The 14340-nt window shown below is 69.9% G+C and carries 15 protein-coding genes and 1 pseudogene; 11 read left to right on the top strand and 5 right to left on the bottom strand.

Features of this window, described 5'->3' with window-relative positions:
- Positions 1–33 precede the first annotated feature (33 nt).
- The 3 genes from ASG63_RS07460 to ASG63_RS25915 all read left to right on the top strand — a co-directional run bounded on the left by ASG63_RS07460 (position 34) and on the right by ASG63_RS25915 (position 1702).
- Positions 34–489 (top strand): hypothetical protein, encoded by a 456-nt coding sequence (locus ASG63_RS07460; RefSeq protein ID WP_056213714.1) that lies wholly within the window; start codon positions 34–36, stop codon positions 487–489.
- A 154-nt stretch (positions 490–643) separates the two neighbouring features.
- Positions 644–1219, top strand: a complete 576-nt coding sequence (locus ASG63_RS07465) for a hypothetical protein (RefSeq protein WP_056213717.1) — start codon at positions 644–646, stop codon at positions 1217–1219.
- A gap of 330 nt (positions 1220–1549) precedes the next feature.
- Complete coding sequence (locus ASG63_RS25915; protein WP_200917569.1) at positions 1550–1702, top strand: hypothetical protein; 153 nt, start codon at positions 1550–1552, stop codon at positions 1700–1702.
- Between the two features lie 27 nt (positions 1703–1729).
- Here ASG63_RS25915 and ASG63_RS07470 read toward each other — a convergent pair whose 3' ends face one another.
- Both ASG63_RS07470 and ASG63_RS07475 read right to left on the bottom strand, forming a co-directional pair.
- A complete protein-coding gene (locus ASG63_RS07470; RefSeq protein WP_056213996.1) occupies positions 1730–2629 on the bottom strand; it encodes a metallophosphoesterase family protein in 900 nt (299 codons plus the stop codon).
- Positions 2630–2729: 100 nt separating this feature from the next.
- Positions 2730–3230: pseudogene (locus ASG63_RS07475) on the bottom strand (VIT1/CCC1 transporter family protein); the annotation flags it as partial.
- Positions 3231–3544: 314 nt separating this feature from the next.
- Here ASG63_RS07475 and ASG63_RS07480 point away from each other — a divergent pair.
- The 4 genes from ASG63_RS07480 (at position 3545) to ASG63_RS07495 (ending at position 9233) form a co-directional block, all read left to right on the top strand.
- The gene (locus ASG63_RS07480; protein WP_056213719.1) at positions 3545–4321 is read left to right on the top strand and encodes a lysophospholipid acyltransferase family protein; all 777 of its coding nucleotides are present in this window, start codon (positions 3545–3547) and stop codon (positions 4319–4321) included.
- Between the two features lie 5 nt (positions 4322–4326).
- Positions 4327–5634, top strand: coding sequence for a 3-deoxy-D-manno-octulosonic acid transferase (locus ASG63_RS07485; protein ID WP_056214001.1), 1308 nt, complete (start codon positions 4327–4329; stop codon positions 5632–5634).
- 10 nt (positions 5635–5644) lie between these two features.
- Entirely contained in the window at positions 5645–6628 is a 984-nt protein-coding gene (gene lpxK / locus ASG63_RS07490) for a tetraacyldisaccharide 4'-kinase (protein ID WP_056213722.1), read from the top strand.
- A 442-nt stretch (positions 6629–7070) separates the two neighbouring features.
- A complete protein-coding gene (locus ASG63_RS07495; protein ID WP_200957535.1) occupies positions 7071–9233 on the top strand; it encodes a TonB-dependent siderophore receptor in 2163 nt (720 codons plus the stop codon).
- A gap of 223 nt (positions 9234–9456) precedes the next feature.
- Here ASG63_RS07495 and ASG63_RS07500 read toward each other — a convergent pair whose 3' ends face one another.
- A complete protein-coding gene (locus tag ASG63_RS07500; RefSeq protein WP_056213726.1) occupies positions 9457–9678 on the bottom strand; it encodes a DUF2093 domain-containing protein in 222 nt (73 codons plus the stop codon).
- Positions 9679–9866: 188 nt separating this feature from the next.
- On the opposite strand from ASG63_RS07500, the gene ASG63_RS07505 reads away from it, so the two are divergent.
- The 4 genes from ASG63_RS07505 to deoA are packed head-to-tail and all read left to right on the top strand — an operon-like array spanning position 9867 to position 13183.
- The gene (locus tag ASG63_RS07505) at positions 9867–10295 is read left to right on the top strand and encodes a cytidine deaminase (protein WP_056214005.1); all 429 of its coding nucleotides are present in this window, start codon (positions 9867–9869) and stop codon (positions 10293–10295) included.
- Between the two features lie 4 nt (positions 10296–10299).
- Positions 10300–11130, top strand: coding sequence for a purine-nucleoside phosphorylase (locus ASG63_RS07510; RefSeq protein ID WP_244479847.1), 831 nt, complete (start codon positions 10300–10302; stop codon positions 11128–11130).
- The gene (deoC, locus tag ASG63_RS07515; RefSeq protein WP_056213731.1) at positions 11130–11873 is read left to right on the top strand and encodes a deoxyribose-phosphate aldolase; all 744 of its coding nucleotides are present in this window, start codon (positions 11130–11132) and stop codon (positions 11871–11873) included. Before ASG63_RS07510 ends, deoC begins: the two co-directional genes overlap by 1 nt.
- Positions 11870–13183 (top strand): thymidine phosphorylase, encoded by a 1314-nt coding sequence (gene deoA / locus ASG63_RS07520; protein ID WP_056213733.1) that lies wholly within the window; start codon positions 11870–11872, stop codon positions 13181–13183. The genes deoC and deoA overlap by 4 nt, the downstream gene beginning before the upstream one ends.
- A gap of 42 nt (positions 13184–13225) precedes the next feature.
- Here the strand turns inward: deoA and ASG63_RS24040 are convergent, their stop codons facing one another.
- A complete protein-coding gene (locus tag ASG63_RS24040) occupies positions 13226–13555 on the bottom strand; it encodes a hypothetical protein (protein ID WP_156394115.1) in 330 nt (109 codons plus the stop codon).
- A gap of 122 nt (positions 13556–13677) precedes the next feature.
- Positions 13678–14313: a class I SAM-dependent methyltransferase gene (locus ASG63_RS07530; protein ID WP_056213738.1), complete on the bottom strand. Its 636-nt coding sequence runs from the start codon at positions 14311–14313 to the stop codon at positions 13678–13680.
- Positions 14314–14340: the final 27 nt, after the last annotated feature.

Below are 14340 nucleotides of genomic sequence, written 5' to 3' on the forward strand. Positions count from 1 at the left end.
GGCGCGGCGGAGACCCCGCGCAGGGATGCCCAGATGTCCGAGACCGCGCTTCGCGACCGAGAAACCTCCTCCGCCGGAGCCTGGCTGATGCGCAGCCTGCCCAGCCCCCATCGCGGGCCGGGGGCGCCCGAGCCGGCTCAGCAGGCCCATCTGGACGAGACCCTTCCGGCTCCGGCCAATGCCGGCCGGACGCGGGACTGGTCCGCCTCGCTCGATCTGATCCACGAGGCCACGGCCGCGATTCGCATCAGCGAGGAGCGGGCCGCGGAGCTGGAGCAGGAGCTGGAACGCACGGTCGCGCGGGCCCTGGAGCGGGCCACCGCCCTGGAGGCGCAGGTCGCCGCCGCGCAGACCCGCGCCGACCTCGCCGAGCGCCGGGCGGACGAGGCGGAGGAGTGGCTGGCCCGCCTGCACGACGCCGTGGTGGAGGGCTTCACCCGCCGTGCGCCGGCGGACGAGGCGAACCCGGCCAAGGTCGGAACGCCGTGAGGGGCCGGGGCGCCGGTGGCGGATCCATCCCGCGTGGTCACGCCGCCCGCCCGGGACCCTGTTCAACGACCGTCACCATGATCGTTTTCCCGTCCGGGTCTCTGCCCCCATGTCCGCTGCACCCATCTCCGCCGCTCCCATCCCAGCCGCTCCTATGTCCGCTGCCGCCTCCCCCGTCCTGTCGCCCGTGATCGATCTCGCGCTCGCCCGGCTGCCCGTCCGTCACGGGGGCGAGGCCTCGGACCCGCGCGAGACGGAAAGCCCCGTGCGGAGCGGCAGCCAGGCGCTTGCCCTGGTGCCCGTGCCGGCGATCACGCCCACCTCGGAACTCGGCGCCACGACCCTGCGCCTGGTCGAGCACAGCATGGAGACGATCCAGGCTCTGCACGAGCGGGTCGATACGATCTCGGCCCAGGCGCGGGACCTGATCCGCCTCACCCACCGGGAGCGGGTCGAGCAGCAGGCCGAGCTGGATCGGGCCCGCGCCGAGGCGTCCGCCTGGCGGCGTCAGGCGATGGAACTGGAGATCCGGATGCGCGAGGCCCAGCTGCGCGTCCGCGAGGCCGAGATGGCGCGGCGCGAGGCGGATCAGGCCGCCCTTGATGCGCGGGAGCGGGCCCGCTCCGCCGAGGGCGAGGTCCAGGACCTGGAAGCCTACCTGCGCAAGATCAGCGATTACCTGCAGGCCAATCTCGGACGAGTCCCGGGCCGGCCGTCGCGCGACGCCTGAGGGTCGGGCGGCGGCGTCGCGCCTCAAAAGAATCAGGTCCGGCGACGAGTCCGCCCGCGGTGGGGGCCGAGGCGGCCCAGGATGGCCGGAACGGGCCCGGCGGGCCCCCGCCTTCCCCCGGAGACCATGGTGCGGCGCAAGCGTAGCCATTCGTTGAGAAGGTTCGGGGATTTCGTCCGCTGAACTGATATACCAAGATGTTCGCTGCATCGCGGGATCGATTTATCGAGTCTAGCGCCGCCGAGGACTTGCGTAGTCTGAACCGACCGTTAATGTTTCCCCTCCGCCGAAATCATATCGCGTCTAACCTTTTTTGACGGGGTGACAGCCATGTCCAACGTGATTCGCGTGAAGCCGACGCATGACGGCACCTATACGGTCTACCGGGGCGAGGCCGTGCTCGTCAGCGGCCTGACCCGCCTGCAGGCGGAGCGCTACGAGGCCAGCCTCGCCGCCCAGGCGAAGGTGCTGGAGGACGCCTGAGCCCTGAGATCCCGAGGCGGCGACGCCTCAGGAGCGGGCCAACGGAAGGGCGCCGAGATCCGCGATGGTTCCGGACTCGGTCAGGCCCCGCTCAATGCCCGCGACGGCGTAGCCCGTCGCGCGGCGCGTGATCGTGTAGAGGTGGTAGCTCGCGCGGTGATGCCGGGCATCGCCCCGGGCAGAGGCCGAGGCGGCCCCCACCACCGGAATCGACGTCCCCCCCGGCCCGGGCACGAACGCGACGCTGCGGACGTGGTTGTGCCCGTGCAGGATCAACTCCGCCCCGGCATGGGCCACCATGGCGGTGAACGCCCCCGCATCCTTCAGTTCACGCCCGGACGACGTGCCGCCGGGATGCGACGGGTGGTGGATCATCACCACGCGGAAGGGCGGCTCGGGTTCGGCCCCCAGCGTCCGCAGCAGGGCCTCGGTGGCGGCGATCTGCTGCGGCCCGAGGCGGCCGCTCGCCATCAGGGGCTTCGTCGGCACCGCCGAGGACAGGCCGATCAGGGCCACCGGCCCGCGCCGGCGCAGGTACGGGAAATGCCCGTGCGTGCCGTCGTCGCCCGCCGTCCAGGCGCCGCAGGCGAGGAGCAGGCCCTCGAGGGAGCCGCGCACGTAGGCGTCGTGGTTGCCCGGCACGAAGCTCACGGTCTCGGGCGTCCCCAGGGCTTCCAGGAAGACCTTCGCGGTCGACCACTCGCTCGGCAGGCCGATGTTGCAGAGGTCGCCGGTGCAGGCGACGTGGTCGTGCCCCTGCGCCTGGAGGTCGGCCACCAGGGCGGCCAGCACCTCCATGTCGTGGGCGTCCTTGCGGCCGCGCTGCCAGTTCACGTAGCCGGTGGCCCGCTTGCTCAGGAGCTGGCGCAGGCGCGGGCGTGTCAGCGGCCCCACATGGGGGTCGGTCAGGTGGGCGAGGCGGAACATCATCCCCCAATGCGCGGTCGATGATTGGGATTTCGCGCCCCGCATCGCCCCATCCGGGGCCGGGGGTCAACCCTCGCCTTCCGAATCCGCCCGCCGTCCCTCAGGCGCTCCCGATGGCGATGCCGGCGAGGAGCACCAGGGCGCCCCCGAGCACGACCTGCAGGGCCGCGCGCCAGAACGGCGTCGCCATGTAGCGCGTGCGGATCGCCGCGATCGCCAGCAGCTCCACCACCACCACCAGGATGGCCAGGGCCGTCGCGACGCCGAAGGCGTTCGGCCAGGTGGAGGGGATCGCGTAGGGCAGCGTGTGGCCGAGGCCCCCCACCGTGGTCATCACCCCGCAGACGAGGCCGCGCATCCAGGGCGTTCCGCGCCCGGTGATCTGCCCGTCATCCGAGAGCGCCTCGGTGAAGCCCATGCTGATCCCGGCGCCGATGGAGGCGGCGAGCCCCACCAGGAAGGTGGCGCCGTTGCTGTGGGTGGCGAAGGCGGCGGCGAAGATCGGCGCCAGGGTCGAGACCGAGCCGTCGATCAGCCCGGCGAGCCCCGGCTGGACGTAGCGCAGGACGAAGGCGCGGTGCGCCTCGGCCGCGGCGGCATCGATCGCGGCCATCGGCTCCGGGGCGCCCTGGGCGGGGGAGATCATCATCGCGCGTCCTGTCCTGATGGGCTCCCTTCGGAGCGCGTTCCTCTTTGGACTCATTCCAATCTATAGCTTGGAACGACTCCAAACAAGCGCCTTGCGCCGGGTTTCGCCCCCGAAACGGCGGATTCGGCCGCCACAGCGCCGTTGCGCCGGCCGCGCGATCGGAGCTAGACAGCCGCCTGCCCGTCCGGCGCGCCGCGCGGGACGGCTCCGCGGACATCCCTTCCTCGACGGCATCGCCGGTCCGTCGGCGACGCGAAAGCGACGTGATGAGCCTCGTCAAACGCATCGGCCGCGCCCCGGCGGTCCAGCAGGCCCTCGGCATCCTCGCGGGCGGCTACCTCCGCCTCGTGCGGCGCACCAACCGCTTCACGGTGGAGCCGGCCGCGCCGGATGCCTGGCTCGACGGGCACAGCCCCTTCATCGCCGGCATGTGGCACGGCCAGCACACGATGATCTCGTTCATGCGCCGGCCGCACGACCGGATCGCCACGATTATCTCGCGGTCGGCCGACGGCAACATCAACACCATCGCGCTCACCCGCATGGGCGTCCGGGTGATCCGGGCCTCGGGCGCCCGCGGCCGCGTCCTGCGGGACGCCCGGGCCAAGGGCGGCGCCGAGGGCCTGCGCGCCATGCTGCGGGCCCTGAAGGACGGGGAGAGCGTGGCCTTCAGCGCCGACGTGCCGAAGGTCTCGCGCCGGGCCGATGCCGGCATCCTTACCCTGGCGCGCTTCTCCGGCCGGCCGATCATCCCCGTGGCGGTGGTGACGAGCCGGCACTGGCGCTTCGACAGCTGGGACCGGGCCTGCCTCGGTCTGCCCTTCGGCCGGGGCGCGATGGTGTTCGGCGAACCCCTCTTCGTGCCGCGGGACGTGGAGCCCGAGGCCCTGGAGGCCCTGCGCCGGCAGCTCGAGGCCGAGATGAACCGCGTCCACGACCGCGCCTACACCCTGGTCGGCCGGCCCGACCGGGTCGGGCCCCACGACCGCGTCGGCCATCCCGACCGCGTCGGGGCGGACGGCCGGGTCGGGGAACCGGCGTGAAGGCGATGGCGAAGGCCCCGCCCCTCACGGCGCTCCTGCGGGCCTACCGCACCGGTCTCTATCTCGGCGAGCCGGCGCTGGTGGGGCTGCTCGGCTGGCGCGCCCGCCGGGGCAAGGAGGATGCCGGACGCCTGGCCGAGCGGCGCGGCCTGCCGGGCCGGGCCCGGCCGACGGGCCGCCTCGTCTGGATGCACGGGGCCAGCGTCGGGGAGGCTCTGTCCCTGGTCGGCCTCGTGGACGGCATGATCGCCCGCGGCTTCTCGGTGCTGGTGACGACGGGCACCCGCAGCGCCGCCGACCTGATCGGGCGGCGCCTGCCCGCCGGGGCCGTGCACCAGTACATGCCCCTCGACGCGCCGCGCTGGGTGGACCGCTTCCTCGCCCATTGGCGGCCCGACCTCGCCCTTGTCGCCGAATCCGAGATCTGGCCGAACACGGTGCTGGGCCTGCACCGGCACGGCATCCCCCTCCTCGTGGTCAACGGACGGATGTCCGAGCGCTCGTATCGGGGCTGGGCCCGCACCCCCCGGACCGCCGAGGCGCTGCTGGCCCGCATCGCGATCTGCCTTGCCCAGACCGACGCGGATGCCGACCGCTTCCGCCGCCTCGGCGCCCCCCGGGTCAGCATCGCCGGCAACCTGAAATACGATTCCGAGGTCCCCCCGGCGGACGGCCAGCAGCTCGCCCACCTGCGCGACCTCGTCGGCGACCGGCCGGTCTGGGTCGCGGCGAGCACCCATCCGGGCGAGGACGCCATGGCGGCCCGAGCCCATGCCCGCCTCAAGGAACGCTGGCCGCGCCTCCTCACCATCGTGGTGCCGCGCCATCCCCATCGCGGCGGCGACGTCGCCGCCTGCGCGGGGGCCGAGGGCCTGACCAGCGTGCGGCGTTCGCAGGGCGGGCGCCCCCATGGCGGGGTCGATCTCTACGTCGCCGACACCCTGGGCGAGCTCGGCCTGTTCTACCGCCTCGGCCGCATCGTCTATCTCGGCGGCTCCCTGGTGCCCCATGGCGGCCAGAACCCGATCGAACCGACCCGCCTGCGGGCCGCCGTGCTGCACGGGCCGCACATCCACAACTTCACCCAGGTCTATGCCGCCCTGGACGAAGCCGGCGGCGCCCTGACGGTGACCGACGCCGACGCCCTCGCGAAAACCCTGGACACCCTCCTGGCCGACGGCCCCCGCATCGCGGCGATGAGCCGGGCGGGGGAAGCCGCGCTCCAACCCTTCGAGGGCGCCGTCGCCCGCACCCTGGCGGTGCTCGATCCCTTCATCGCCCAGATGACGCTCCGGGCGATGGCGGCCCCGTGAGCGCCGGCTGATGCGCGCCCCCGCCTTCTGGGACGCAGGCCCCGGCCATCCCGCCGCCCAGTGGCTCGCGCCGTTGAGCGCCCTCTACGGCCGGCACACCGCCGCGCGCATGGACCGGCCCGGCGCGAAAGCCCCCTGCCCCGTCCTCTGCGTCGGCAACTTCACCCTGGGCGGGGCCGGCAAGACCCCCACCGCCCTGGCGCTCGCCGCCCACCTGCGCGCCCTCGGGGCGAACCCGGCCTTTCTGACCCGCGGCTATGGCGGGCGCCTCGCCGGGCCGGTGCGGGTCGATCCGTCCCGCCAGACGGCCGAAGAGACCGGCGACGAGCCCCGGCTCCTGGCCCGGGCCGCGCCGACGATCCTGTCGCGGGACCGCCCGGCCGGCGCCGCCCTCTGCGTCCGCGCGGGCGCCGACGTCATCGTCATGGATGACGGCCTGCAGAACCCGAGCCTCGCCAAGACGCTCTCGCTCGCCGTGGTCGATGCCGGCGCCGGCCTCGGCAATGGGCGGCCCTTCCCGGCCGGTCCCCTGCGGGTGCCCCTGGCCCGGCAATGGCCCCACATCCACGGCCTCGTGCTGATCGGGACCGGAGACCGGGGCGAGGCCGTGGCGGCGGCGGCGCAAGCCCGCGGACTCCCGGTCCACCGCGCCCGCCTGATCCCCGGCGCCGACCTGACAGGCCGCCGCGTCTTCGCCTTCGCGGGCATCGGCCGCCCCCAAAAGTTCTTCGCAACCTGCGTAAAGGCCGGCGCCACCCTCGTTGGAACCCGCGCCTATCCGGACCACCACCCCTACGGCCCCGCCGACGAAGCCACCCTCGCGGCCGAAGCCACCCGCCTCGGCGCCGACCTCGTCACCACCGAGAAGGACCACGTCCGCCTCACCGCCCCCTTCGCCGCCCGCGTCGCGGTGCTGCCTGTTACTTTGGCGTTTGCCGATGAGGGGGGTTTGGTAGGGCAGTTGCGGGGGTTGGTTGTGGGGATTGGGCGATAGCAAAGATTAAGTCGGATCTTTAAAAGAGTTTCTCGCCTGACGCCCAATTTGTTCTGCAGTTCGAAGCGGACAGGTCACTGACGACCCCCGGCGATTATACGGCCAACTATGAGCACTTCTTGAAAGCAGCAATCCGTCAGGGCGTCCAGCGGTTGCGCTGTTCGTCAGAAGTACACAGGCGGGATGCCGCCTCAAACCGGCTTCAACACAAATGGAACTGCTGGCCGGGCGAACGACCTTCATCGCTGTCACGCGTATGCAACACATCTCCTGCGAGACGCGACAGATTATAACGCTTCCAGACCAAGGCTAAGGTATATTCGAATACCTCGAAACTAGACGTGTGTGCTCGGAAACCTGCAAGCTTGACCGCATGTGTTTCTGGACCGTAACGGACCGAATTAATTCAAGTTGGTTTGCGTGCGTGAACGTGTCGAGCAAAATGCCCAAGAGAACCACTACGCTGGCCTCGTCCGCTGCTTTCGTGCTTCTGGCGCAATCGGGTTCGTTAGTCAGCTTCGGGCCCAGTTTGGCCGCAGCTCAGCTCGCCGCAGATGCTTCACAAGAGGTTCAGCTCGACGAACTTTCGGTGGCCGGCTCCGGAGCGTCTGCGGGCGGAACAGCACGCAAGGTCGATGGCTACCTTGCACGGGACAGCGTCAGCGCAACCCGCGCCGACACGCCGATACGCGAGGTGCCCCAGACGGTCGTCGTCGTGCCGGATCGGGTTCTGCAGGACGCTGCCGCGACGCGGGTCGACACCGCCCTCGATCTTGCCGGCGTCGGCCGGGCCAACAATTTCGCGGGCCTTGGCCTGACGGAGTTCACCATCCGTGGCTTCAATACGGGCGAGTACTACCGCAACGGCTTCCCAATCAATCGGGGCTACCCGCCCTCGCCGGACGTGGTCTCCATTGAGCGAATCGAGGTGCTGAAGGGTCCGTCTGCCTTCCTATACGGACGCGGCGATCCCGGCGGGACCTTCAACATCGTCACTAAGCAGCCATTGGCCGAGCGAGCCCTCGCGATCGGCACGCAGTTCGGAAGCTTCAACCAGAAGCGCAGTACCTTCGACGCGACTGGCGCCCTCGACGAGCAAGGCCGGGTGCTCGCTCGCATTACGGGCGCCGTTGAGGACAACGGAAGTTTCCGCGACTTCGTACACGGCGACCGCTTCTACCTCGCTCCCGTCATCGCCTGGAAGCCCACCGCTGACGCCACGATCACTTTGGAGGGCGAGTTCGCCAGCACGACGGCGACCTTCGATCGGGGCGTCGTGCCGATCAACGGTAACATCCGCGCCCTGCCGCGCAACCGCTTCATTGGCGAGCCCGGCATCCCGCCGGTGCGCAACGATAACGCCCTTGGCCAGCTGCGCATCGAGCACAAGCTCGATCAGGACTGGGTGGTCACTGCCGGCGTCCAGGCGCTGGGTGGGAAGCTCTTTGGCGACGGCGTAGGCGCCATGAATGTCCTCAGTGATGGGCGTACCCTACGCCGAACCTTCGAGCATCGCGACTTGAGTTGGTCGGATCTCGACTTGCAACTCAACCTCGCGGGCAAGTTCGAGACCGGCCCATTCCGCCATACCCTGCTGATGGGCTTTGAGTACGACACGTACCGCTATCGCGAGATCTTCGACCGCTCGAACGCAAACCTCTTCCCCTTCATCCTCGACCTCCTCTCGCCCCGCTACGGGCAATCCACCCGCCCTCCACTCACTTCGATCACCAACTTCCTGCAGAACACCGAGAGCTTCGGTGGCTACGTTCAGGATCAGATAGACCTCACTCCACGGCTTCATGCCCTTCTGGGCGTGCGCGTGGAGAACCTAGGCCTCGTTTCCACCGACTACCGCACCGGCCGCACCACGAGCCTGCAGGATACGGTCGCGACCCCGCGCTTCGGCCTCACCTACGATCTCACCGATGAGGTCTCGGTCTACGGCAGCTACGGCCGTTCCTTCCTGCCGAATACCGGCACGGATCGCTCAGGACGCCCCTTTGCTTTCCAGCAAGGCGAAGGCTACGAGGTCGGCGCCAAGCTCAGCCTACTCGACGGGCAACTGAGCGCCACGGCGGCTCTGTTCGACATCCGGCGCAACAACGTCCTCACGGCCGATGCTGTCGATCCAAACTTCAGCGTGGCGGCGGGCGAGGTGCGCAGCCGGGGCTTCGACCTGACCGTTGCTGGATATCTGGCACCCGGCTTGCGGGTGATCGGCACCTATACCCATGCGGATGCCTCCGTGAGCCGCGACAACACGCTGCCCGTGGGCACGCGGATCGCCAACATCCCTGCCGACACCCTCGCCCTGCAGAGCGTCTACGAGTTCCAAGGGGCAGAATTACGGGGGCTTGGTCTTGGTGGTGGCGTGACTTATGTCAGTCAGCGCAAGGCTGGCACCGCCCTCTCGACCTTTCGTCTGCCGGACTACACGATCTTAAGCCTGATCTCGTACTATTGGATCACTCCGCAGGTGCGGGTCTATCTTAATGTCGACAACCTACTCGACACGAACTATTACGACCGCGCCTTCCAGAACCGTTACGCCACACCGGGTACGCCGCGCACGATCATGGGCGGTGTCGCAGCACGCTTTTGACCTCTATCGTTGCCAAGAAGGGGCCTCTGAAACGGATCACCCATCTGTTTGGCGTCTACGACCACTGTAATGCCTGAACCGCCGGTAAGCGGACCAGCGAAAATTCGCCCAAGCCGGTCGTACGAGGCAATCCGATGTTAGGGCTGCACCCGCGGTAGCCTCCATCAAATTCGTATGTGCAGAACCTACCCGGTCTCTGACCTACTAATTGCGCTAAAATCCCCTAATCCGGACGTCCCGTCTCGGCGAGGCGCTGCATCGCCGCCTCGGGGCTGGCATAGGCCTCCTGCCGGGTCGCGCTCCAGTAGCGCAGGGCATCGAGGGGGATCGCCTCGCCGGTTACCGCGCAGCGCACGAAGCTGCCGGGCTTGATCACCCGCATGGTGCCGTCGCCGTACTCCACCACCGCCTCGCCGGAGGCGCCGCGCTCGAAACGTCCCAACATGGTCCCCCGCCTCCCGGCTCGTCTCCCGTTCGCACCGTCTTAGGAGCCCGGGGGCGCGCTGTCGATGCATCCGTTGCGCCGGCCCTCGACAGCCCCGCCCCTTGGTGCCTAAGTCGGGGAATGCCGTGCCGTGTCCCGCCCCGATGACCCCGGAATCCACGACTTTGGACGCCAAGATTTCGGACGTCATGAGTCTGGACCTGTCCCGCCTGTTCGCGGCCGCCCTGGCCGCGCAGGGGCGCGCCTACGCCCCCTACTCGCGCTTTCCCGTCGGGGCGGCGCTCCTGGACGAGTCGGGCGCCCTCCATGCCGGCTGCAACGTCGAGAACGCCGCCTATCCGGTGGGGACCTGCGCCGAGGCCGGGGCCATCGCCGCCATGGTGGCCGCGGGCGGCCAGCGCATCGCCGCCCTGCTGGTCCTCGGCCCGGGGCCCGGCCTCGTCACCCCCTGCGGCGCCTGCCGGCAGCGCATCCGCGAATTCGCCGGTCCCGCGGTCCGGGTCCACGTCGCCGACCCGGCGGGCCTGCGCGCCGCCTTCACCGTCGGGGCCCTGCTGCCCAACTCCTTCGGCCCGGACAACCTGGGCGCCGCTCCCGGGGGGACCGATGGGGGATAAATCCTTGCGTGAACCGGAGCCGGGGGTCCAGGCCGCCGCCGGTCTGCTGCGCGCGCAGGGGTTCGGCGGACCCTTCGCCTGCGCGATCGTCACCGGCACCGGACTCAGCGGAATCGTGCGTGACCTCGACACGACCCTCTCGGTATCCTACGGGCAGATTCCGGGGTTTCCGGCCCCGGGCGTGAGCGGCCATGGCGGCCGCCTCCATGCCGGGACCCTCGCCGGACGCCGGGTCCTCGTCTTCGAGGGCCGCGCCCACGCCTACGAGACCGGCGACGCCGCCGTGATGCGGGTGCCGCTCGGCGTCGCGCAAGTCCTTGGAGCACAAGCGCTTCTCCTCACCAATGCCGCCGGCTCCCTGCGGCCGGAGGTCGGCCCCGGCAGCCTCGTGGCGCTCACCGACCACCTCAACCTCTCGGGCCTCAACCCGCTGATCGGCGAGGCCAGCGACGCCCGCTTCGTGCCCATGGTGGGCGCCTACGACGCCGCCTTGCGCGCCCATCTCATTGATGCAGCACGCGAATCCGGCGTCGCCCTGCACCAGGGCGTCTATGCCTGGTTCGCCGGACCGAGCTTCGAGACCCCGGCGGAAGTCCGCATGGCCGGCCTCCTCGGGGCCGACCTCGTCGGCATGTCGACGGTGCCGGAGGTTATCCTCGCCCGTTTCTACGGCCTGCCCGTCGCCGCCCTGTCGGTCGTGACCAACCTCGGCGCCGGGATCGACGGCGGCGATCCCCACCACGCGGAGACCAAGGCCGTCGCCGCCCGGGCCGGCGACGCCCTCGCCCGCCTCGTCGCCGCCTTCGTCGCCCGCCTGCCCGCGAGTGCCCCCTGATGACCGACGACGCCTCCATCGCCCGGCGGGCCCTGCCCCTCCTCGACCTCACCGATCTGAGCGAATCCTGCTCGGAGACCGCCATCGACGCGCTCTGCCGCAACGCCCGGGCGAGCGCGGTCGCCGCCGTCTGCGTCTGGCCGCACTACGTGAGCCGCGCCGCCCGGCTGCTCGCCGGCACGCCGGTGCGCGTCGCCACCGTCATCAACTTTCCCGCCGGCGGCGACGATATCGAGCGGGCGGTGGAGGATACGACCGAAGCGCTGGCCGATGACGCCCACGAGATCGATCTCGTCCTGCCCTACCGCAGCGTCCTCGCCGGCGAGACCGGCACGGCGCGCACCATGCTCGCCGCGATCCGCGACGTCTGCGACGGCGGTCGTCTGCTGAAGGTCATCCTGGAGACCGGCGTCCTGGCGACCCCGGACGCCATCACGGCCGCGAGCCGCCTCGCCATCGAGGCCAGGGCGGATTTCCTCAAGACCTCCACGGGCAAGAGCGCGGTCTCGGCGACCCCGGAGGCCGCTGAGGCGATGCTTCACGCAATCCGGGACTACGCAGGGGGGCATCCCGTCGGTCTCAAGGTCTCGGGGGGCCTGAAAACCGTCGGGGATGCGGGCACTTACCTCGCCCTCGCCGATCGCGTCATGGGGCCGGCCTGGGTTTCTCCCCGCACATTTCGCCTCGGCGCCAGCAGCCTGCGCACGGCCTTGGTCGCGGCCTCCGCCGAGCCCGGCCGATGAGGCTGCCCCAGGAACTCATCCGCACCAAGCGGGACGGCGGCGCGATCCCGGCCGAGGACATCGCGGACTTCGTCGCGGGCCTGACGGACGGGCGGGTGACCGAGGGGCAGGCCGCTGCCTTCGCCATGGCGGTGTTTTTCCGCGGCCTGTCGTGGTCGGAGCGCGTGGCGCTGACCCGGGCGATGACCCAGTCCGGCACCGTCCTGCGGTGGGACCTACCCGGACCCGTCCTGGACAAGCATTCGTCCGGCGGAGTGGGGGACGCGGTCAGCCTCGCGCTCGCACCGATGGTCGCGGCCTGCGGCGGCTACGTCCCGATGATCTCGGGACGCGGCCTCGGGCATACCGGCGGCACCCTCGATAAACTCGCGAGCATCCCGGGCTACGACGCGATGCCGGGCCTCGACCGCTTCCGGAGTGTGACCGCCGACGTGGGCTGCGCCATCATCGGACAGACCGCAGACCTCGCGCCCGCGGATCGGCGCCTCTACGCGATTCGGGACGTGACGGGCACTGTCGAGTCCCTCGACCTGATCACCGCCTCCATCCTGTCCAAGAAACTCGCTGCCGGTCTCGACGGCCTGGTGATGGACGTCAAGGTGGGCTCGGGCGCCTTCATGGCCGAGCGCCCGGAAGCCGAGGGTCTTGCGCGGAGTATCGTCGATGTGGCGGGTGGTGCGGGCCTGCGTACGGTGGCGCTGATCACCGACATGGACTCGCCCCTCGCCTCGGCGGCCGGAAACGCCCTGGAGGTTGCCTATACCCTCGACTATCTCACCGGGCGCTGGTGCGAGCCGGCCTTCCACGCCGTGACGCTGGCGCTTGCCGCCGAGATGCTGGTGGTCGGCGGCCTCAGTTCCGACGTCGCGGACGCTTCTGCCCGCCTGGAGAACGCGAGAGCGTCAGGCCGCGCGCTCGAAGTCTTCGCCCGGATGGTCACTGCGCTCGGAGGGCCCGTCGACCTCGTCGAGCGGACCGGGCGCTACCTGCCAAAGGCGCCGATCACGCGCGCGATCGCTGCGAAGACGGACGGCTACGTCGCCTCGATCGCGACGCGAGATCTGGGCATTGCGGTGATCGGTCTCGGTGGTGGTCGAACCCGCCCGCAGGACGACATCGATCCACGTGTCGGCTTCACCGGGCTGCCCCGTATCGGAGCTCGGATCGAGCAAGGCCAGCCGCTTGCGATGGTCCATGCAGCCGATGCAGCCTCCGCCGAGCGAGCCGAAGCCGCTTTGCTGGCGGCCTACCGCATCGACCCGACACCCGTGGAGCGAACGCCTGCGGTCCTGGAGCGGATCGCGGGATAGGCAGGCGCCGGCTCTTCGGTGAAGCACCGGAAGCCGGAGCGGTCAGTAGTCGTAACGTCCGCGACCGTGGTGATGGTGACGACGCCCTTCCCAACCGCGGTAATGATCCCAGCCGTGATCGCGATGCCCCCAGCCAAAATGCCGGCGCTGGTGACCATAGCCGCGGTCCTCGTGATGGCGGCGATGATGGCCCCAATCACCATGCCCGCCCCAGTACTGCACCGGGGTGATTGCGGTTTGCGGATCCCCGTGGACCAGCGCCACGAGGGGCAAAGCCTGCGCATTCGTCGCGAGTGCGAAGCCGCCGGCGAAGCTCATCACGGCGAACAGAGTTCTCATTCCCCGCAAAGAAACTGCGCGCAAGGTGATCATCGTGAAGCTCCTGTCTCGATTGCCAAGGCGGGTCTCGCCCTCGGCATCCGGGATAGTGCTCTGGCACTGAACGCGAACTGAGACCTCTCTTCAGCCTGCGTTCGGAAATTCAACGATCGCCCTCAGGGTCGGCGATAGACCCAGACACGCGCCGGCGGAAGATTGAGCCAGACTCGGTTCGAACGACTGGCCGTGTAGGTGCCGGCATCGCACCGGGCCGGGATCGGCGGGACCACCGCGTACGTGAACTGCACGAACGGCGCACTCGGATGCATCATTTCGTGGGCGGCGTTCAAGAGATCGAGACGTTGCTCCAAGGGCTTCGTGAAGAGCGGAAGGCTTGAAACCATCGCCGCCGCCTTCTCCGCCAGCATCGTGCCGAATGTTTCGCGAATGTTGTAGGCGTCGCCGCGCAAGATCGTCGCGCGGGGAAAGCGCTTCTGCAGCAGCTTGCAGAAATCCGGATTATACTCGACCAGGATCAGGCGCTCCTGCTCAACGCCACGCCGGATCAAAGCCTCGGTGACGGGTCCCGTCCCAGGTCCGAGTTCAATTACAGGGCCGGTGATGCGCGGATCGACGTAGGAGGCCATCGTGCGGGCGAGCATCTTGCCAGACGGCGTCACAGCGCCAGTGACGAGGGGACGCTCGAACCAGGAACGCAGGAATCGCGCCTCGTCCTCCAGCGGATCCCGCCGTGTACGGTTGGCACCGGAAGCGAGGTCGGCTTTTGCGCTGGAGCGGCGTAGCGGCGGCAAGACCCTATGTCCTCAGATCACGGGTTG

Origin of the sequence: Methylobacterium sp. Leaf94, assembly GCF_001426045.1 — a bacterium.
Taxonomy (GTDB): Bacteria; Pseudomonadota; Alphaproteobacteria; order Rhizobiales; family Beijerinckiaceae; genus Methylobacterium.